The following is an 18,417-nucleotide window of genomic DNA, read 5'->3' as shown; positions in this document are numbered from 1 at the left end:
TGTTACCAACCATCTTCCCTCTTCATCGAACCCACTTTCGTATTTTGTATTTACTCAACTACTCATGTTTGTTGTAATTCTCCAAGGGCTTAAATTCCCGCACAACGCACGGTACATGTTAGATAAATTTTCTAGATATTTAATTTAATCTAAGTTTATAATTTGCAAGGTTTATACTTGCATTTTTATCTCGATCTATCGATATGCCGCAAATATCGCATGTAAATATCCGTTCATCTAACTTCAACTTCTGTTTTTTAACACCACAGTTTGAGCATATTTTAGAAGAAGAATAAAATCGGTCAGCTTGAATAAACTCAATACCATCAAAGGTACATTTATATTTCATCTGTCGAATAAATTCATATAACTTTTGCTCTTGAATTGCTCCAGCTAAATATTTATTTTTCAACATACCACGAATATTTAAATGTTCCATTACAACACAGGCTGGCTTCAATTTAATAATAGCCTTTGTTGCTTGATGTATATGATTCGTCCGAATATTTGTTAGTCGCCTATAAACAAGCTTAATTTGTTGCTCTGTCTTCAGAATATTTTTCGTTTTTACAAAGCTACCCTCACACTTATTCATCTCGTATTTTCTTGACACTTGTCTTTGTAATCTAATTAGTTTCTTTTTTAATCGCTTCATTTCTGCTGTCTTGTTAATATTTTCAATTGGTTCCTCTAGACAGTTAACAACCGCTAAATATTTTATACCTAAATCAATACCAACGTGTAAAGATTTATCTAACATGACTTTATTTTCGTCTTGTTCGAATCCAAATGCGAGGTACCAATACTTACCGTCAAAAGAGCATCTCGGATTAGCATATTTATTTAGCTTCGGAATTTTATAATTCGTTTTATATTTCACTTTCCCAATCTTTTCAATATTCACCGTACTATCTTTAAATTTCAATGCATCATATCGAACGTAAAAAGATTTTCTAGCACGCTTTTTTGTTTTAAATTGAGGCTTTTGTTGAATCCCTTTAAAAAAATATTGATATGCTTGATTTAAATCTTCAAAAGCCTGTGCTGTTACTTGAGCGCTTACCTCATAAAGCCATTTAAATTCATCTAGCCTTTTTACAGTTTGATTAAATTCCTTTTTAATCGCACCTTTTGTTGGAACCAAGCCTTGCTGATACATTTCTTCCCATCTAGCAAGTCCCCAATTGTAAGCAAAACGAGCAATGCCACATGATTTTCGCATTAGAATCTCTTGTTCATTCGTTGGAAATAAACGAATTTTGATTGCTTTAATCACTCTTTTCACCTCTCACCAATATACTATCAAGTTGATATCAGCTTCTCGACTATTTGTATGAATGCTATGATAATAAATAGCACAAGGAGACAATCTATGGGAAAATATCTGATTTAAACATGAAAATGAGTTTAACTATTTCAAATGAATTAAAAGCGACGCTCGAAAAAATTACAAAGGAACAAAACAGAAGTTTGAATAACTTGATGATTACGATTTTAAAAGTTTACGTCGACACACCTAGATAAGCGTATCTTTTTATATTTATAACTACTTACAAGTTTTATGCTATTTGCCTATAAGCGCTACTTTATAGACGCCATTTCGCTCACGCTAATGGCCACTTCCTTTCAGAACGTGCGTAGACTATTTGTTCATCCTTATGTCATCATAAGGCGTCGGATTTTTCTTCCACCAATCGCTTGTGGCTTTACTCTCCCGCTAGGAGATAGTCGTTGAAGCTTTCCCATCGACTTAACGTTAAGGGAAGTGCCTGCATGAACAGGGATTGTTTCGACACGTAGGACTGTGTTACCACCCACAGCTTTTATTTCACCATATGCCATCTCTACGTTTTTTCCGCTTTCGCCCCATTCCCGTTTTCGCTTTCACGATCCGTTTTGGTGTAGAGCTTTACCCATTACCTGCAATTAACCCGAAGCACCCACACATTACTGTATAGGCGAGGCACTGTTAACTGGTTATGTTGATTATATAACTGCTCTCGTCAGTTACTGTTAACAGTTTGTTACCCCCTGAAGTCCACTAATTTCTTAGCTGTATTTTCTAACTCGTTTCTTGCGTGACCTAATTCGATCATTGTGTATTCCTCCAATATTTCTTTGTTTGAAAAAAGGCGCAGGACGTCACAATGTACGCCTGCGCTTTTCATTATAGTATATCATGCTTTTTCATGGCGTTTATTATTTCATGCACAGAAATTATGATTACTGCTGCGTTGCACCGTGACAGTTTTTAAATTTCTTCCCTGAACCACATGGGCAATCGTCGTTACGGCCTGGTAATGTCGTTTTACGTACCGGTTGGCGCTTCGGCTTTGCATCCCCTTGCTCTTTCGGGTTAACCGCTTGCCCTTTTGCCACTTCTTCACGCTGTAAGTTATTGCGAATTTCTGCTTTTAACGCATACTTCGCTACTTCATCACGAATCGATGCGACCATTGCTTCAAACATCGCAAAACCTTCTTGTTGGTATTCACGAAGCGGGTCATTTTGACCGTATGCACGTAAATGAATCCCTTGACGTAATTGGTCCATCGCATCAATATGCTCTGTCCATTTCGTGTCAATTGAACGTAGTAAGATAACTTTTTCAAACTCACGCATACGCTCTGGTGTCATTTCTTCTTCCTTCGCATTATAACGCGCTAACGCTGCTTCTTTGACAAGCTCCACAATTTCATCTGCATCTTTGCCATTAAAGTCTGCTTCTGTGATTGTGCCTTCTTCTAACACATTCGCCGAAATATAATCTTCAAGCGCTTTTAAATTCCACTTCTCTTGCTCGTCCTGTACATAGGCACCAACGTTTGCCTCGATTGATTCCATAACCATCTTCTCAACAAGCTCGCGCATATTGTCTGTTTCAAGCACTTCTATACGTTCTGTATAAATAACTTCACGCTGTTGACGTAACACATCGTCATATTGTAATAGACGCTTACGTGCATCAAAGTTATTGCCCTCTACACGTTTTTGTGCTGATTCAACTGCACGTGATACCATTTTCGATTGAATTGGCTGTGTATCGTCCATTCCTAGCTTCGTCATCATATTTTTCATATTATCTGAGCCGAAACGACGCATTAATTCATCATCTAATGCTAAGTAAAACTGCGTAATCCCTGGGTCCCCTTGACGACCAGAACGACCACGTAGCTGATTATCAATACGACGTGATTCATGACGCTCTGTACCGATTACTGCGAGACCACCAATTTCTTGCACGCCTTCGCCAAGCTTAATATCCGTACCACGACCCGCCATGTTTGTCGCAATCGTTACCGCACCTTTTTTACCAGCATCCGCGATAATTTCCGCTTCGCGTTCATGGTTTTTCGCATTTAATACATTATGTGGCACTTTCGCTTGTGTTAAATATTTTGAAATAATTTCTGACGTTTCAATCGCAACCGTACCAACTAATACAGGTTGTCCTGCTTTATGACGCTCAACGATTTCTGCTGCTACCGCTTTAAATTTGCCGTCCATTGACGCATAAATTAAATCCGGACGGTCATCACGTTGAATCGGTCGGTTTGTCGGAATTGAAATAACTTGCATGTTGTAAATATTACGGAATTCTTCTTCTTCCGTTTTCGCTGTACCCGTCATCCCTGATAACTTCTCATACATACGGAAGTAGTTTTGGAACGTAATTGTCGCAAGTGTCATCGATTCATTTTGAATTTCTAAGCCTTCTTTTGCCTCGATTGCTTGGTGTAAGCCATCCGAGTAACGACGACCTTTCATTAGACGACCTGTGAATGAGTCAACAATCACCACTTCACCGTCTTGCACAACATAATCAACATCATTATGCATCGATACATGTGCTTTTAGTGATTGGTTAATGGCATGTAATAAACGTACGTGCGCAATATCATATAAATTGTCAATACCGAATGCGCGCTCCGCTTTTTCAATCCCTTTATCCGTTAAGTTAACACCTTTTGTTGATTCATCATATGTGTAATCCGCTTCGTTCTTTAAAATACGTACAAATGCATTTGATTGCTTATATAATTGTGGTGAACGACCTGATTGACCTGAAATGATTAAAGGTGTACGTGCTTCATCAATTAAAATCGAATCGACCTCATCGATAACAGCGAAGTATAATGGACGCTGTACACGCTCTTCTTTGTAAAGCACCATATTGTCACGTAAATAGTCAAAGCCTAGTTCATTGTTTGTAGAATACGTAATATCACATGCGTACGCTTCACGCTTTTGGTCTTTCGTTAAGCTGTTTAAGTTTAATCCTACTGTTAAACCTAACCAGTTGTATAAACGACCCATTTCCTCTGCATCACGTGTTGATAAATATTCGTTGACTGTAATAACATGAACACCGCGACCTGTTAACGCGTTTAAATAAACAGCCATCGTTGCCGTTAATGTTTTACCTTCACCGGTTTTCATTTCTGAAATATTACCTTCGTCTAACGCTGCAGAACCCATAATTTGTACACGGTACGGGAACATTCCTAATACACGTTTTGACGCTTCACGACATACCGCAAATGCCTCTACACGAATGTCCTCTAAATCTGTACCATTCGCTAAACGCTCTTTAAATTCAGCTGTTTTCGCTTGAAGGGCCTCATCTGATAAACTTTCCATTTGTCCTTGTAAAGCATCTACTTGGTCCGCTAGTTTCTCTAGCTTCTTCACTTCACGCTTATTCGGATCAAATACTTTATTCAATATATTTAACATGTATATGGTCACATCCTGTTTAGTCTCTATTTGCCATTTTACCATTACATCTACTACGCTTGCAAATAAGGGGAATACCAATTTCACGCACGTTTCTGAAAACTTCTAAAATTACTGCACCGTTACCGCTTCTACATCGCTCGTTAAAATAACATCTTCAACGGTCACACCGTCTGCCTCTACATAGACCGTCGTTGCCGCACCAAATAATTGGTTAATAACACCCGTCCCTCGCAATGTCAGCGCTTCTTCTGTGTCCACTGTTACTGTTTCAATATAACCGTTTACGATTAGCTGTTGAACCGGCGCTTCTGCGTACACATCATATAAGATACCGCCATCTTGTACGGTAATTTTCGCGTCATGCGTAAGCGTTATACTCGTCACGCTCGCTGCACCTGCGATTTCAATCGTTGTATCGGGCGCATCGATATACACGTCACTCGTAATAATATCTGTAAATGTTACAGCGAGCGCCCCGTCTCCCTGAATGGCACTAAACTCTGCTGCACCAATTGTATAAACCGCATCTTTTGGTGCATGCACTTCAAGTAATTCATAATGCGCATCAAAGTGCTGAATCGTCGCGTATTGTGACTGAATCGTAATCATCGTGGCATCATCAAAATAATACCCATCTATGACAACTGGGTGTTGTGCCGTCCCTGCGTGTTGAATGGTTATCGCTGACACTTCTACTACAACATCTTCTTCAATGTATAATGTCGCAATTGCCTCTTGCCAAATCTGTTGCTGTTCAAACAATGTCTGTAATGTACTATCAATTGTAAACGTCTGTGTGCCAATCGTGTTATGCGTAATCGTTACACGGTTTCCGTCTACCTTTACAATTTGTGCGTCATCAATATACGCAGATTCCACAATGACAGGCTCTTCCTCGTCGATTACCTCGTCTTCATCCTCTGGAATCACTGGCAATACCGGAATTTCTGGTAGTGGATTTATCGGCTCAGTCGGTTCGATATCAGGCTTAGGTGCTGTCGGCTTTTCAGGTAAAATCGTTTCTTCTTTTATCGTAGTTAATGTCGTTAATAATTTCGCTAAAAACGATGCAAAATGAACACGCTGTACCGTTCCCTTCGGATTAAAAGTGTCCACATTTGAAATTTGTAGCGCATTTAATGCTTGAATTGCTTGCTGTGCCTCCTGCTTCGCTACATTTACATCCGTTACATGTGCTGTCAACTGTTTTTCATTCATATAACCAACTAAATCCGTTGTTTGTAAGATATAGCTTGCTAAGCGATTTAACACAAGTGCTACATTTTCACGTGTTAAGTGACCGCCTGCTTGTAACATGCCATTATTGCCAATAAATACACCTGTTTCAAACACAACTGCACTATATTTTAAAAGCTCACGGTCTGTAGTTGTTGTAGAAATATCGCTAAAGCGACTACGCTCGTCCCAATCGCTCGGTACACTCGCCCCTTGTTCCTCTAAATACTTACCCAGCATTTTGACAACTTGTCCGCGCGTCACGGCATCTTTTGGCGAGAAAGTTGTCGGTGATGTCCCGCGAATAATGTGCGCATCGGCTAATTGCTGCACCGCCTGCTGTGTTGTATTGTCATATGTGGCTAAATCATCGAATGCTTTTGCTTGAAGCGGTGAGAGTGCTAATGCTCCGGCTAAAAGCGTGGCAACGACCGCTGTATATTTTTTGTTCATATAATGCCTCCTCCAGTGTTCTATATGCTATATCGACGACTTTTACACAGTTATAACGTAAAAAACTGCTCCAGCAGCCGCTGAAGCAGTTTACACATGTATTAGTTGATTTATTGGACTGTTACATTCTCTACCGTTTCATCCACTGCTAAATAGTTAACCGTTACACCATTTAATTGTACATAAACCGTTGTTGCCGCACCATATAATGTATCAATAATACCTGTTCCTGTTATTGTAAAAGCACCAGGTGTTTCCGCTGTAACATTTTCAATTTTCCCTGATACATTCAAGGACGAAATATGCGTCGCTACATATACATCATGTACTATTGCTGATGGTTGTACTATTATTGAAAGATTGTTCTTTGGTGCTAAAGTATCAATCGTCACACCGCTTGCTACCGTGACAGTTGCTGTTGGCGCATCTATAATAATTTCAGTATCAACAGATTCTGTAAATGTAATATTCAAAAGGCCACTTGAAGAAATTTCATCGAAAGTATAATTTTCAACTGTGTAAACAGCATTTGCAGGCGCTACAATTTTTACAGACCCATAATGATTATCAAAATTAACCACATTTGCATACGTTGCTTGTACAGTTATATCCGTTAGCTCTTCAAAAAGTGATCCATCTACGTTAATCGGTGTTGTGTGTGTACCATTATTTTTAATAACGACTTCATTTACCGATTGAATAACATCTTCTTCCACGTAAAGTGAAACATTCGCATTTTTTAGCAGATCAACTTCACTAAATAACTTTTGTAAATCGGGTGTTACATTTAACGTAACTTCACCATATGTTGCATGTTGAATCACAACTTTATTTGCAGTTGTAGAAATAATTTCGACATTATTAACATCTTCAAAATTGAAATAATATGTTGGTGTATCTTCTGCTTGATTTTCATCCGGCAATTCTAACGGACTATCCACTTCTTCAGGAAGTTCATCTTCCCAATCTACATTATCTGATGCTTCTTGTTCTTCCGGTGTTTCTTCAGGAATTTCTGGTTTTACCGGTTCTTCTGGCTTTTCTTCAGGAACTTCTGGTTTTACCGATTCTTCCGGTGTTTCTTCAGGAACTTCTGGTCTTACCGATTCTTCCGGCTTTTCTTCAGGAACTTCTGGTTTTACCGATTCTTCTGGCTTTTCTTCAGGAACTTCTGGTCTTACTGGTTCTTCTGGTTTTTCTTCAGGAACTTCTGGTTTTACCGATTCTTCTGGCTTTTCTTCAGGAACTTCTGGTCTTACTGGTTCTTCTGGTTTTTCCTCCGGTACTAAATCCAGTTTAATTTTATCTGTCACTTGAAGCACCTTCGCTAAAAATGAAGCAAAATGTATACGCTGTACATTTCCTTTAGGATTAAAGTTATCTACATTTGAAATTTTTAACGCATTAAAAGCATAGACAGCCTCACGTGCCTCTTCTTTTACAGACTGCAAATCTTTAATATTTGTCGCTAATTGATTTTCCTTCACATAGTCAATTAAACTTTTCCCATCTAAAACTGTTACCGCTAAACGATTTAATACTAATGCAACATTTTCACGTGTTAAATTACCTGAAGCATTTAACTGTCCATTACTCCCTACGAAAATTCCACTATCGTAAACTAATGCTGCATATTGTAGAAGCTCTTGATCGCTCGTTGTCGTAGGCACATCTGTAAATCTTGCTTTTGTTGCCCAATCTGTAGGCACTGTCATACCTGCTTGCTTCAAATACTTTCCAAGCATTTTCACCACTTGCCCACGCTTAATATTTTGACGTGGTGAAAAGGTTGTTGGCGAAGTTCCATGCACTACTTTTTTTTCTACTAAATAGTCCACGGCTTGCTGTGTCGTCTCATCATATTGCGTCAAATCTGTAAAGTTCATCGCTGATGCTCCTACAGGCATTACAGCGGATATCACTAACGCTGCACTACTCGCTAAAAAAATATTTTTCTTCATACGTTCATCCTCCTATGTTCAATAAATGAAAAGTCGCCATACTATAAAAGTATGACGACCATGAAAGCTACATATTTAGCACTAAACTATATGTCTCTGCTTTCTTATCAAATGGCGTGATTATGCTGCTGGTTCTGTTTTTTCGTCCTCTTTTTTCGGTCCAACAACTGTGATATCAGCTTTTTCACTTTCTGCATGATTTGCAGTAGTTACTGTTACCGCATAATCCGTATCTTCTTTAATACCTGTTAAAATGATTTTTGCTTGCCCTGCGTCTTCACTCGCTACAGCTTTAACAGTCTTAACTACTTTTGTACCTAAGTAAAGCTTCACTGTGTCTCCTGCTTTTGGCGTTGCAATTTCTAACGTAACCTTGCCGTTTTCATCCGTGCCATCTTGACCCGTAATAGGATCTTCAGATAAAGTCGTTAATGCAAATTGTGCAGTAGCTTCTACTTTTTCACTTTCATGTGCATCATCATTTGTTACTGTATACCAGAATGATGTCTCTTCATTATCAGATAAATCAATATTAAACGCACTTGCTACTTTTTCTGCTGTTACGTTTGCAGCTGATACTTTAAACGTTTTTACTGGCTTCGTTGCATCGGCTGAAGTATAAATTTTCACTGTATCTTTTTCAGCAAATGGTGTCGCAACCGTTGCTCCCTCTTCTTTCGTTAAAGCTACCTCAAAACCAAATGATTTTGCGTTAACTTTTATAGGAGTAAATGTTACATCCTCTACTTTTGCCGTTGTTGTTTCTACTGGTACAACGATTTCTGTCACTTCTGCTGACAGCTCTGCTTCTTTTTTATTTTCAACAGTCTCAGCTCCAATTAAAATCGGTGCTTTATTATCATTTTGTACAGTTACATAGAATACTTCTTCTTCTTCTAATGCTGTATCTTTTGTCGCAAAGTTTTTCTTTAATGATACTTTTGCTGTAGCGTCCGCGGCTTTTACAGTTGTTTTTCCTAATAAGCTCTTTTCTACTGGTTTACCATCTTCATCAACTTCTGCATAAACTTTTACAGTATCTTTCGCTGTTAAACCTGTAATTTCAATGAAGTCTTTCTTTAAGCTATTTGTTACTGTAATTTTTGCGTCAGCAATTTCAGAATCCGCTTCTGCTGCTACATCTACTAGCTCGATTTGTGAAATCTTATTTGGCTCAATGATTTCTACAAAAACTTTGCCCTCTTCTGTTGTATTATCGAAACCTTTTGCAATTGTTGCAAGTGCATCGCCTGTTTCTCCAGTTACTACTTTTGCTGTAGCTTTACCAATTAATAACTTTTTCTGTTCTGCAGCTGTTAATGTTTTAAATGTCTCTACATCATCTGCAGATTCTTCATTTACTTTATAAACATTAACAATTGTTTTAGCTGCTAAGCCAGTTACTTTTAACGTATCTTTTGTTGTTACATTATTTTCAATAACTACGTTATCTTCTAAATTAATCTTAGTCGCCTCTGCGTTAGAAGCTGTAAATTCTTTCTGCTCACTTACTTTTTCATCTGCATTTTGAACTGTTAATTTATATTTTGCTGTTGTTGCATCATCAGCATACTCATTTTCAGAGAAGCCTTTTGGCAAGCTAAGCACTGTTGCTGTATAATCTGCATCTTCTGCTTTTGCCTTAACCTTTGCTTTTGCTAGTGGTTTGTCCCCCGCTACTGCGTCTGGAGCATAAATGCTAATTTCAGCGCCTACTTCTGCACCTTTAACAGTTACTGTATCTTTACCTTTTACATTGTTTACTGTTTCTACTACTAATGTTGCTGGTGAGTCTTCAGTGGCCGTCGATACAGTTGCACCTTCACCTTGTGCAACTGTAAAGTCTGTTTGTTTCTCATCAGCTACTACAATTTCTTTTGCTGCACTTTCATGTTCTTCTGTATATTGAATTGTTACATATACTTTTGAATCTTCACCAAACGTCTCGAATAAATCAGCAAAGCCGTTTTTAGATTTTAATGCAATCACTGCTTGACCATCTTCAGTAGCAGTACCACCTTCAGTCGTTGCAGGAATGCTCACTTTTTTAGACTTAGCTGTCCCTAATAACGCTGCTTTTTTTGCTGCTTCATCCAAGTCATCTGGATTTTTACTATATAGCTTAATTGTCGCTACTTTATCTGTTGGAAGACCTGTCACTTTAATACCGTCTTTTTTCTTAACGTTATTTTCAGCAATAATTTCCGCTGTCGTTTGCTCATCATCTTCTCCAGTTGTAAAGCTTGATGTTACTTCTTTACTATACTCTACTGTAAGACCGTCACTTTCAGCTTGCCCTGGGTTTGCTACTGTTACAATTAAATTCCCTGTATCTTCACCTTCTGCTAACTCTAATGCAGCTTTCAGTGAAACAGTTGAGATTGATTTTTCACCTTTTTTCACTGCAATACGCCCTGAACCAAGTAATGCTGCTTTTTCTTCGTCTTCAACTGCATATACTTTAACAGTTGCACCTTCTTGAATTGAAGTTCCTGTTGCACCTTTAGCTGCTACAGTATCCAGTGTAATTACAACTGCGTCTTTTTTAATAACATTGTTTAATACTTCAACACCTGTCGTTAAATCATCTGTCTGTGGTTCTGCTGTGTATTCTACCGGATGTTTGTCACCTTCAGTAGTAGCATTCGCTTCTGTGATTGAGATATAAATATTACCTTTTTCTTCTACTGTAGGTAAATCATACGCTAGTACTGCTTTCATATCTCCCGCTTTTGAGCCTTGCTTTTTAGAAAAGGCAGGAACTGTATCATTTTCTTTTAAGTAAATTTTCACTGTCGCACCAGCTGGTACTGCTTTTACTAGTACCTCATCTTTTTTCCCCACATTGTTTGTCGGCGTTGCTTGAACAGTTACTTCCGTACCACCTGTTTCTGTACCGCCTGTTTCCCCTTCTGCTGCTACTGGAGCAACAATCCCTGCTGTAACCAATGTTGTTGCAAGAGCGCTTGCGTAAAACTTTTGTGATTTTTTGACCATTTAAATCATTCTCCTTTTCTTGTATATCATAGACAACTCATAGATATATCAATTATACCTATATACAAATCATAGACATATCAATTATACCTATAAAAATACAGTACATTCATACTATCGGCCTTATGTCCCTATTTTTTAACAAAGTACATTAATTAATAAAAAATTTACAAAAAAGAAAAAAACTTCTTTATTTTATGTCGAAATATTGCCAAACACCATTTGTTAATGTCGTATCTTTATCACTTTTTAAAGCGCTGTTAATAATAAGTACATATTGCTCACCTGATGTGTATGTAGCATCCTTGAGCTTTATTACGAGTTGTTTTTTATCTTGTCCTGTAACTATCGTAACGATATTTTGTACATCGCCTTTTTCATTAAATACTTTAATATGCGATAAATTTTCTGGCGTATTTAAAATTGCCTCTGAAAATGTAATTGTCCATTCTTTTGTGGATACTACTGATTTGGGAGAACCGGTCCATTTTTTAGTTTTATTATTCCAATATGTTGCCATTTGCTCATAGCGTAGTAATGTTTGACTATTTAATTTTTCCTGTTGTTTTTGAGAAAGAGATGTAACTAGTTGCTTTACTTCATTCACTTTCGAGCTAAAATTATCAGAATTCCAAATGTTAGCTATTTCATGGTTGACTGTTGTAATGGTTGCTTCCTCATTATTATTTGCCGCTAAAAGCTGGTCATATCGTTCTTGTAGCACTTTAATCACTTCTGTTGCTATTAAACTTTGTGCCACTACTGATAAACTGTTTAGCTCTTGGCGAAGTACTTCAACATCTTCGAATGTTGCGCTATTTGTTAACGCCATAATACGTACTTCGATATCCTCTGCTTTAGACTGTTCATCTAACATATACTGCTTTAATTGCGCTACTTTTTCATAGTCAACAACTAGCTGCTGAGCATTCGGTGCAAGCTTTACATATGCTTCTTCAATCGCCACTAGCGCATCAGACGTTATATTCGTTTCATCTATTGCATCAATTAATACTTGAACAACAGCCGCTTCTTTTTGTAAGTACAATAAATTTAAAGCATCAATCGTTTCTGCTGAAATAAATGTTTTGGCAACTACTGAAAGCTGCTCAAGTTTTTGACGTGCCGCATTTAGTTCCTCCACCGTTGAATCTACTGTTAGTTGGAAAATCAGCGTATCTACATCCATTGCAGCAATTTCCTCATTTAAAATATACTGCGTTAATGCGTCTACTTTTTCGTAATTTGTTACAACCTGCTGCACTTCATAATCTAGCAGTGCATACGCATCTTCAATTGTTGCTAACGCATCAGACGTTACATTCGTTTCATCTATTTCATCAATTAAAGCTTGAACAGTAGCTGCCTCATTTTTCTTCGCTAGTACTAATAACATCTCTAAATTAGACAAACCTGTTAATAATTCATATACCTCCTCATCTGCGTAAGTAATTTCGTCAATTAATTCTCTTAACGTTATATAATTAACGTTCTTTTCATTTACATTATTAATTAATGCTTGCAGTCTCTTCGCTTCTTCACGAACTGGCGCTGCCCAAATATAATCCTGTAATCGTTCTATTTTCTCGTAGTCTCTAATAGTTTGCTGTGCCTCATATGATAAATTATCATATGCTGAAACAATAATATCTAAATGATCCTGCGTAATAGTCGCTTCATCGGCTCGATTAATTAATTTCTGCACTTCTTGTGCTTCTATATAATAAAGACGTGTTTGTAAACGCTCTAGCTTTTCATCAACAGCTGCGCTATCAAAATAATCATATGACATATAGTCAAGCTCATTATAAATTAATGTGATTTCTTCATATTTTTGTTGTGTAATCGTGCCTTCATCTAATACATTCAACTTCTGCATAAATTGCTCAGCAGCTTCCTTGTATGGGCGATTTTCTATATACGTTAACAGCTCGTATGTCTGGTCATATAGCTCTTGTACCAACTCTTGAAACTCCCATTCCTTCGTATCATAAACTTCAAGCAATGCTTCTACCTCTGTAAGCGTTACTGTCTCTTTATTTGCAAGTATTTGTTGCATGTCTTCATTATAAAATTTCGCTTCTAGTGGAATTAACTTTTCAATTAGCACATCATAAATCGCGTATTGATCATCCTCACTTAAATTGCTATATAACGTACGCGCTTTATGTACCGCGTCCTCAGACGAATTTACTGTTAACTTATTTAATGTATTTTGAACACTTTTCGCTGCACTAGATAATTCTTCTGCCGAAACAGCTGTTGGTACAATTAACGCTGTTGCTGCTAACCACATCGTTGCTTTATAATTATTCATATTTCTTCTCCTTTTTTTCTTCAAAATTTCTTTTAGACTTTAGGATCATTACTTAAAGTATAAAAGAACCTATTATTCCACCCAATTAATTCTATTTATTCGTTACTAATATATTATTTGATTTATTTAAATAATTCAATATGTCACATAGAAATAAAAAGAAGCATTGCCGAAATAACTATTTCAGCAACGCTTCCATATTTGTATTAATTATGCTTTGCACACATTGTTTATAAACTTAATAGCTTCTACATGTATTAGTTTGTTTCAATTAAGCCGTATTTACCATCTTTACGTTTGTAGACGATGTTTGTGCCATTTGATTCTGCTTCTGTGTAAATATAGAAGTCATGGCCAAGTAAATTCATTTGCAGAATCGCTTCTTCCGTATCCATTGGCTTTAAATCAAATTGCTTCGTACGTACAATTGCATAATCCTCTTCAGTCGCTTCAGTTGTTGCGCCTTCCTCTGCTTGTGTCGCAAAGTATACGCCCACACCACCGTCACGCTCACGGAATTTACGGTTTACTTTTGTTTTATGTTTACGAATTTGGCGCTCTAACTTATCAACGATTAAATCAATCGCCGCGTACATATCTGCGTTGCGCTCCTCTGCACGTAAAGTAAGATTTTTCATTGGAACGGTTACTTCCACTTTTGTTTGCTTATCACTGTATACTTTTAAATTGACATTCGCTGTTGCATTGATGTCATTTGTGAAGAAACGCTCAATTTTTTCAATCTTGCTTTCTACGTAATCACGAATTGCTGGAGTCACATCTAAGTTTTCCCCACGAATATTAAAGTTTAGCATAATAAGTGTCCTCCTTTGATACGGCTATATATTACTTATTCGACATAGCCTATAAAAGTCCTTTCCCGTTTCCATATTTTTTTAACATATTTTTAAAAAACTTTACGATTACTTTGGTTGCGTGCCCAATTTCATCTCTTTACGACGACGAATTTTTAACTCTTCAATAATTAACTCTTCATTTACGCTTTGTTCTTTAAAGAATAAGCCGTACGCACAGGCATTCCCTGCACTACGCTTCCATACAATCTCACCATGTGCTTCAATAACAGCCGTATCAATGCAAAGCGTCACTTCAAGCGTCACTTCACGCAGCACCGCATTATCAATATTATGAAGCGTCACCAGCTTCATACCTTTTGGGCTAATATCAATAATATCAATCGTAATTGTCTCCGCTTTTGCATCAACCACCTCGTCACCAACTAAAACACGCGCATTGCCACGCACCGGTGTCCCAAATGTAAAACGAAAACCCTCTTTTCGTTTAAAATTCAACTTATTCACCTGCCTTATATTTACACCATTAATTTCCATAAATATACCACGACAACCATATTTTGAAAAGGTGGGTTTGTAAAAAAGCCCTATCTCACAAATGCAAGATAGAGCTTTTGATTATACTTGTTTCGCACCCGCAAATTGCTGCTGGCGCGTAATTTTAATAACTTCCTTCCACGTATCGCGGAATTCAGTCGTTAACCCCTCTACTTCTTCAATAATTGCAATATCATTTTTAATATTGGCCTCGATTAAACGACGGTTCATATAATCATAAAGTGGTAAAAATTCCTTTGAAATCGGAATATCCATATTAAGCGTTGACATTAGTTCTGCAATAATTGCTTGTGCACGTTGAATGTTATGATTCTTTTCTTGAATGTTTTTTTGTTCAATAGCTACTTTCGCTTTTGCTAAAAATTTTAAACAGCCATTATATAACATCAGTGTTAACTCACCTGGTGACGCTGTCGTTACGCTATTTTGTTTATACGCATTTTGTGCATTTGTGTTTTGGTACAAATGAAGCACTCCTTTTCAACTAGTTCTTCTTATCATAATAGCGGCCGTCCATAACGGCAACCTTTGAATATGGATCTACGTATTGTTTTTCATTCTTTTTTGCTTTTTGGATGTTGCGAAGGTCGGCTTTTACAACATTCATCGCTTGCTCTAATCGACTTTTAATCCCTTTATCTAGCTCCACTAACATTTGATGCGATTTATTCGTCGTATCGACTTGAAACCCACTTGCGGATAATTCAGCAATCAGTTGTCCACGTTCGTCAAGCAATGTATTCAACGTTACAATAAAATCGTCACGCTTATCGTCGGCTGGCATTTGCTGCAAGTGCTGGTATAACTTCGCTGATACTTGCAATAGTTGCGGCGTTTTATCCATCAGCTCTTACCCTTGCGCGAATAATGAAGACTGTTGATTAGCGTTATTAATCGCTGTTTCCATCGCTGTAAACTGTTTCCAATAACGATCTTCAATTGCTTTTAATTTATCTTCCCACGAGTCTAAACGTTTATTCGTGTCGATTAATGTTTTTCCTAACGAATACTGTGCATCTGTCATCGTCGAACGACCCGCTTTTTTCTCGATATTAATTTCCATTTGTTTCATCGAATCACGTAGTTGGTATAAGAAGCCACGTGTATCGGCTTTTTTTGTTTTTTCTACTTCCACACCATTTTCGCGTGTTGTATAAGTTACCGTATCTTCTTTTGTACCAGCTGTATTTTTGAATAACTGCTCAACCGCATTCGGATCTTCTTCAATCGCTTTACGTAACTTGGCTTCATCGATTTCTAACGTGCCACCATCATTATAGTTTTTTGATGTGCCGATACCGATGCTGTAAAGTGAGTTAAATTTTTGGTTATCCACTCCGTGATGCGTTTCATATACTAAGCCACGCATATCTGCAAGGCCGTTACGAATAAGCGCATCATTTCGCAATAAACCACTCTTAGACTTTTCTTCCCATAGCTTAATTTCTTCTTCTTCCATTTCTTTCTTTTGTTCAGCTGTTAACGGCGCATAATCACGATATTTCGTTTCTTTCGTTTTATCCGTTAAATCTTTTACAAAGCCGTTATACGTTGCGACGAACTCTTTAATTTTATTCATCATGTCATCAACATTCGTTGTTGATGATAATGTAATTGCTGCGGATGTTACAGTCGTTGCAGGTGCTGTTCCAGCTGTATTTACTGTATTTTGTGCATTATTGTACGCATTTACAGTGTTTGTTAAATTTGTCGCATCTGCTTTTGTCACATTAAGCTCAGCTTCTTTCGTCGCTAAGTCTCTACGCTCTGTATCTAAAGCTTTTAACGCCTTTTTATCTGCCTCTGTTAAAATTGTCTCGTCGGCTGCATCAACAGCTGCGTCAAATGCCGCTTTATCAGAAGTTGTCGCATTTTGCAGTAAAAAATCCTTTGCTTTTGAAGATAAGCTGCTATAAGCCTTTTGAATTTCAAGCTCTTCACCAGCTGCTTTTACTGCTGTAAATTCTAAATTCTTTAAAGCTGTTTTATCTTCTTCACTTAAAACTGTCTCATCTGTAATCGCATTAACAGCCGTTTCAAAGCTCGCATTATCTGTTGCTGTTGAACTTAGTAAGAAATCCTTTGCTTTTTGAGAAAGACCGTTATAAGCGGCGTTATTTTTCGTTTCAATGCCTGCATCCTTGACAGCTGTAAAGCCCGTTAAACCTTTTAATGCTGTTTTATCAGCTTCTGTAAGCATAGTTTCATCTGTAATTGCGTCCACTGCCGCATCGAAATCGACTTTATTTGTTGCTGTTGAATTTAATAAAAAATCTTTCGCTTTTTGCGATAACCCATCATAAAGAGTACCCGCTTTTTTATTATCAATTAACGTATCACGTTTTGTTGTTACTGCGCTTCGTGCATTATCGACCGCTTCTTGTTGCTCTGTAAGACGGTTATCAATTGCCGTTTTCACAGCATCCATATTACCCGCTAAATTATTTGTTAATGTTACGCCATATTTATTAGAGCCAAATAATGTCGTTAATAATTTCGTTAAATTCTCGTTGGCGTGTGTTAACGTTGTATTTGCTGCTGTATCAAACTTATCATGTGTAGCACTTTCGTTAAATGTAGCGTTTAATGTAACATTATATCCATTAAGTGAAAATGTATTCGTTGAACGTTCTGTCGCAATACCATTCACTGAAAAACGCGCATTTTGGCCACCATTTGCTACTTCACCATTTGTCGTATCCATACCTAGTGCACTTAACACACCTGCACCTGCTGTTACTTCGACTTCTGCACCTGCTTTATTGTCCCCAGTATTTTTAGCAGAAATCGATAAACGACCGTTTTCAAATACAGCCGTAACACCTGCATTACTACCATTAATTTTCGCCATTAACTGACTTACTGTTGTATTGGCATCAAATTTAATTTCAGTTGCTTCTGCCGCCATTTGGCCGTTTGCTTGAATCGCTTTAAACGATAAAGATGTTTCTGACGTTAATGAGCTAACCTTTGTATCACCAGTCGCGTTTACTTGTCGGTTTCCAACCGCCTGTGCAGCTGTCGCTAAACGTGATACACCTTCAATCGATAAGTTACCTGAAGCTGTACCTGTCGCAGTTGCTGATACCAAACTTGAGTTTGAGCTTGTCGCTGTTTTTGAATTCATAGACTTTAAAATTAAGTTGTCTGAAATATATGTGTCTAATGTTTTTAATTTTGTATTCACATCACGATACGCATCACGTTGCCATTCATACGTTTGCTTTTTTTGTGATAATTTATCAACCGGTATTCTTTCTGCCTGCATTAACTTTTCTACAATTGAATCAATATCCATACCAGACGCTAAGCCGCCTATACGCATTCCACTCATATTATT

General features: G+C 37.5%; 11 protein-coding genes. All 11 read right to left on the bottom strand.

The genetic code is table 11. The annotated features are described in order from the left end of the window. Positions 1-139: 139 nt before the first annotated feature. Positions 140-1,276 (bottom strand): RNA-guided endonuclease InsQ/TnpB family protein, encoded by a 1,137-nt coding sequence (locus A6M13_RS03580; protein WP_066542937.1) that lies wholly within the window; start codon positions 1,274-1,276, stop codon positions 140-142. Positions 1,277-2,223: 947 nt separating this feature from the next. After that, positions 2,224-4,737, bottom strand: coding sequence for a preprotein translocase subunit SecA (secA, locus tag A6M13_RS03570; protein WP_066542930.1), 2,514 nt, complete (start codon positions 4,735-4,737; stop codon positions 2,224-2,226). A gap of 111 nt (positions 4,738-4,848) precedes the next feature. Continuing rightward, the gene (locus A6M13_RS03565) at positions 4,849-6,429 is read right to left on the bottom strand and encodes an S-layer homology domain-containing protein (protein WP_066542928.1); all 1,581 of its coding nucleotides are present in this window, start codon (positions 6,427-6,429) and stop codon (positions 4,849-4,851) included. Positions 6,430-6,539: 110 nt separating this feature from the next. After that, entirely contained in the window at positions 6,540-8,390 is a 1,851-nt protein-coding gene (locus A6M13_RS03560) for an S-layer homology domain-containing protein (protein ID WP_066542926.1), read from the bottom strand. Between the two features lie 120 nt (positions 8,391-8,510). Beyond that, positions 8,511-11,387, bottom strand: a complete 2,877-nt coding sequence (locus A6M13_RS03555; protein ID WP_066542924.1) for a hypothetical protein — start codon at positions 11,385-11,387, stop codon at positions 8,511-8,513. A 190-nt stretch (positions 11,388-11,577) separates the two neighbouring features. Continuing rightward, on the bottom strand, positions 11,578-13,704 hold the full coding sequence (locus A6M13_RS03550) for a hypothetical protein (RefSeq protein ID WP_066542922.1): 2,127 nt from the start codon (positions 13,702-13,704) through the stop codon (positions 11,578-11,580). Between the two features lie 257 nt (positions 13,705-13,961). After that, entirely contained in the window at positions 13,962-14,519 is a 558-nt protein-coding gene (hpf, locus tag A6M13_RS03545; protein ID WP_066542921.1) for a ribosome hibernation-promoting factor, HPF/YfiA family, read from the bottom strand. Positions 14,520-14,627: 108 nt separating this feature from the next. Then, entirely contained in the window at positions 14,628-15,017 is a 390-nt protein-coding gene (locus tag A6M13_RS03540) for a PilZ domain-containing protein (RefSeq protein ID WP_066542920.1), read from the bottom strand. Between the two features lie 120 nt (positions 15,018-15,137). Continuing rightward, a complete protein-coding gene (fliS, locus tag A6M13_RS03535; RefSeq protein WP_066542919.1) occupies positions 15,138-15,542 on the bottom strand; it encodes a flagellar export chaperone FliS in 405 nt (134 codons plus the stop codon). A 19-nt stretch (positions 15,543-15,561) separates the two neighbouring features. Further along, entirely contained in the window at positions 15,562-15,921 is a 360-nt protein-coding gene (locus A6M13_RS03530; RefSeq protein ID WP_066542918.1) for a flagellar protein FliT, read from the bottom strand. 6 nt (positions 15,922-15,927) lie between these two features. Then, positions 15,928-18,411: a flagellar filament capping protein FliD gene (gene fliD, locus A6M13_RS03525; protein WP_066542916.1), complete on the bottom strand. Its 2,484-nt coding sequence runs from the start codon at positions 18,409-18,411 to the stop codon at positions 15,928-15,930. Positions 18,412-18,417: the final 6 nt, after the last annotated feature.

The sequence above is a fragment of the Caryophanon tenue genome, from assembly GCF_001700315.1.
Lineage (GTDB): Bacteria > Bacillota > Bacilli > Bacillales_A > Planococcaceae > Caryophanon > Caryophanon tenue.
Note: the sequence above shows the minus strand (reverse complement) of the source record. Positions and strands in the feature narration are given on the sequence as shown.